Origin of the sequence: Amycolatopsis rhizosphaerae (genome assembly GCF_007713715.1) — a bacterium.
Classification (GTDB): domain Bacteria; phylum Actinomycetota; class Actinomycetes; order Mycobacteriales; family Pseudonocardiaceae; genus Amycolatopsis_E; species Amycolatopsis_E rhizosphaerae.
The window spans coordinates 1-3,158 of the sequence record NZ_VJWX01000667.1 but is presented as its reverse complement, the minus strand read 5'-3'; the positions used below and the strand labels follow the sequence as shown (position 1 = coordinate 3,158).

General features: G+C 73.4%; 2 protein-coding genes. Both read left to right on the top strand.

All coding sequences use genetic code 11. From position 1 onward, the window contains the following. The first annotated feature begins 451 nt into the window (after positions 1–451). Positions 452–1,957, top strand: coding sequence for an ArnT family glycosyltransferase (locus FNH05_RS35220; protein WP_186382901.1), 1,506 nt, complete (start codon positions 452–454; stop codon positions 1,955–1,957). A 56-nt stretch (positions 1,958–2,013) separates the two neighbouring features. Next, positions 2,014–3,027, top strand: coding sequence for an aminotransferase class V-fold PLP-dependent enzyme (locus FNH05_RS35215; protein WP_144593172.1), 1,014 nt, complete (start codon positions 2,014–2,016; stop codon positions 3,025–3,027). The last annotated feature ends 131 nt before the right edge of the window (positions 3,028–3,158 follow it).

Sequence of the window (3,158 nt, the reverse complement as noted above, 5' to 3'; positions counted from 1 at the left end):
GTCCCTTCACAGTCGATTTGACTGTGAAGGGACCCTTCACGGCTTGCCCCAATCCCCTTGCCGGTTGCCGTGGGGGACCCCTCACGGGAACCGGGGCCCTCACGGAAAGTGCCGAGGGGGCTCACGGCAACGACACTTCGGGGCGGGCGAATCGCGCATGTCCGGCACAAAAGCGGCCGATCGAGGCCGTTCCGGGCGCGCCGCTGGCTAGGATCGTGTTTCGAAGCGGCGGAGCCGCTTGCGGTGGGCCGTCGGCCGGCACCGCCGCGGGTTCTCAGGCGGTTCCTGGGGAGGACAGCGCCGACGTGGTGAATTGGCATTCATGAGGAGGCGATCCCGCAGCCAGGGACCGCCTGAGGTTCCGCCACCCGCATCGCCACGCACACCACTTTCACCCCAATCTTCAGGATGCCGCCACGCCAGCGACCCGAGGGCAGGTGCCGTGGAGTCCGTGCCGTCCCAGACCGCCGAAACCCCGATCGCGGACCACGGTGAACCGGCCGTGCCACCCCCGGCGTGGGCACCGGTTCTCCTCGTCGCCGCGGCGGCGGCGACGTTCCTGCTGGCCCTGTCGGGGCGGTTCGGCTATTTCGGGGACGAGCTCTACTTCCTGGTCTCCGGCAAGTACCACTTCGCCTGGGGCTACGCCGACAACCCCTGGCTGGTGCCCGCACTGGCCCGCCTGGCGGACGCGCTCTTCCCCGGCTCGGTGGTGGCGTTGCGGGTGCTGCCGGCCCTGCTGACCGGCCTCGGCGTCGTACTCGCCGCGCTCCTCGCCCGCGAATTCGGCGGTGCCCGCCGCGCCCAGCTCCTGGCCGCCGGAGCCTGCGCGACCTCCCTCCAACTGCTCGGCGCGGGGCACCTCCTGGCCACCTACCTGCTCGACCCGGTGCTGTGGACGCTGACCTGCTGGCTGCTGGTGCGCTGGGTCCGGACCCGGCGTGACCGCCTGCTGCTGTTCGCCGGGCTGGCCACCGCCGTCGCCATGCAGGTCAAGTTCCTGATCGTGTTCCTCTGGCTCGCGGTGGGGCTCGCCGCACTGGTCACCGGGCCCCGCGAGCTGGTGCGGCGGCCCCTGCTGTGGGCCGGTGCCGCCGTCACCGCGGCGCTGACCGTGCCGACCGTGCTGTGGCAGGCGCGCCACGGCTGGCCCTACCTCGACATGCAGGCCATCGTCGCCGAGCAGGTCGACCGGTTCATGGGCGGTCCCGGCCTGCTCGTCCCGCTCGCCGTGGTGTTCGCCGGACTGCCGGTGGGCGCCTTCCTGGCCTGCCACGGCACCGGGCAGTTGCTCCGCTCGCCGCGGTACCGGTTCCTCGGGGTCGCCGCGGTGCTGGTGGCGCTGATCTTCGTGCTCACCGTCGGCCGCTACTACTACGTCTCCGGCCTGTACCCACTGCTGTTCGGTGCCTCCGCGGCGCGTATCGAGCGGTGGCGCCCCGCCCGCTGGTGGCGCTGGGTGCCGACCTGGCCCTCCTACCTGCTCGCCGCCGCGATCGCCGTGTTCGCCGCGCTGCCGGTCCGCCCCCTGTCCATGATCACCAGCACCGACTTCGTGGCCAGCGGCAGCTACGGCTGGCCCGAGCTCACCGACACCGTCGCCGCCGCCTACCGCGCCCTGCCGCCGGAAGACCGGGCGCGCGCGATCGTCATGGGCGACACCTACTGGCAGGCCAGCGCGCTCGACTTCTTCGGACGGCAGCGGGGACTGCCCGCGGCGTACGGGCCGGAGCGCGGGTCCTGGTACAACGCCGAACCGCCCGAGGGCGCCGGACCGGTGCTCTACACCGGCTCCGACGCCGCGCGGCTCGGCCGGTTCTTCGGGGAGGTGCGCCAGGTCGCCACCGTGCACCTGCCGATCCGCCGCGACAACGTCAACCAGGACGTCCCGGTGTGGCTGTGCCGGGCGCCGCGGGAGCCGTGGCCGCTGCTGTGGCAGCGGATGCACCGGGCCTGACCGCCCGGCGCGAAAATCCCACGCGCCTGCCCGAGGACCTCGGTTAGCGTCGGAGGGTGCGTGAAGTCTTCGGCTCCCGGTTCGACGTTCCCCACGGCTACCTCAACACCCCCAGCATCGGCATCCCACCGGAGGCGGCCGCCGACGCGGTGGCCGCGGCGGTGACCCGCTGGCGCACCGGGGCGGCTTCCCCGCCGGACTTCGACGAGGCCGTGGCCGCCTCCCGGCAGGGGTTCGCCGATCTGATCGGCGTGCCCGCGGACCGGATCGCGATCGGCGCCTCCGTTTCGCAGTTGCTGGCGGTCGTCGCCGCCGGACTGCCCCGGGACGCGAAGGTGCTCACCGCGGCGGGGGAGTTCACCAGTGTCACGTTCCCCTTCGCCGCCCGGGGACTGACCGTGACCGAGGTCCCGCTGGACCGGCTGCCCGAAGCCGTGGCGGAGCACGATCTGGTCGCCGTCAGCGCGGTCCAGTCCTCGGACGGGGCCGTGGCCGACCTCGGCGCGGTGCGCGCCGCGGCGGAGGCGGCCGGGGTGCCCGTCGCGCTCGACGTCACCCAGGCGGCGGGCTGGCTCCCCCTGGCACTGGACTGGGCCGACTGGGTGGTGGCCGCCGGATACAAGTGGCTGCTCTCCCCGCGCGGCAGCGCCTGGCTCGCCGTGCACCCCCGAGCGCTGGAGCACGGCAAACCCGTCCACGCGGGGTGGTACGCGGGCGAGAACCCGTGGGACGCGCTGTACGGGCTTCCCCTGCGCCTGGCGGCCGGGGCGCGCCGGTTCGATCTCTCGCCGGTCTGGCTGGCGCAGATCGGGGCGGCGGCCGCGCTGCCGTATCTCGCCGCGCTGGACCGCGAGGCCGTCCACCGGCATTGCGTCGGACTCGCCGCGCGGCTCCGGACCGGACTCGGACTGCCCGCCCGGAACAGCCCGATCGTGTCCTTCGACGCCGATCCGGACCGCCTGGCCGGGGCCGGGATCAGGGCGAGTGCCCGCGCGGGCAAGGTCCGCGTCGGCTGCCACCTGTACAACACGCAGAGTGACATAGATCGGCTTCTGGCCGCGGTGGGGTGAACCGGTCACCGGGGTCCAGTACGGTGTTCTTCCGTGGTTGGTGCCCAATTCTCCCCGGCTCGCGGCGACACCGCGCCCTTGCCCCGGATCCCCGCCGCCGCCCCGAACCGGCGCGGTTACCTGTTCAAGGG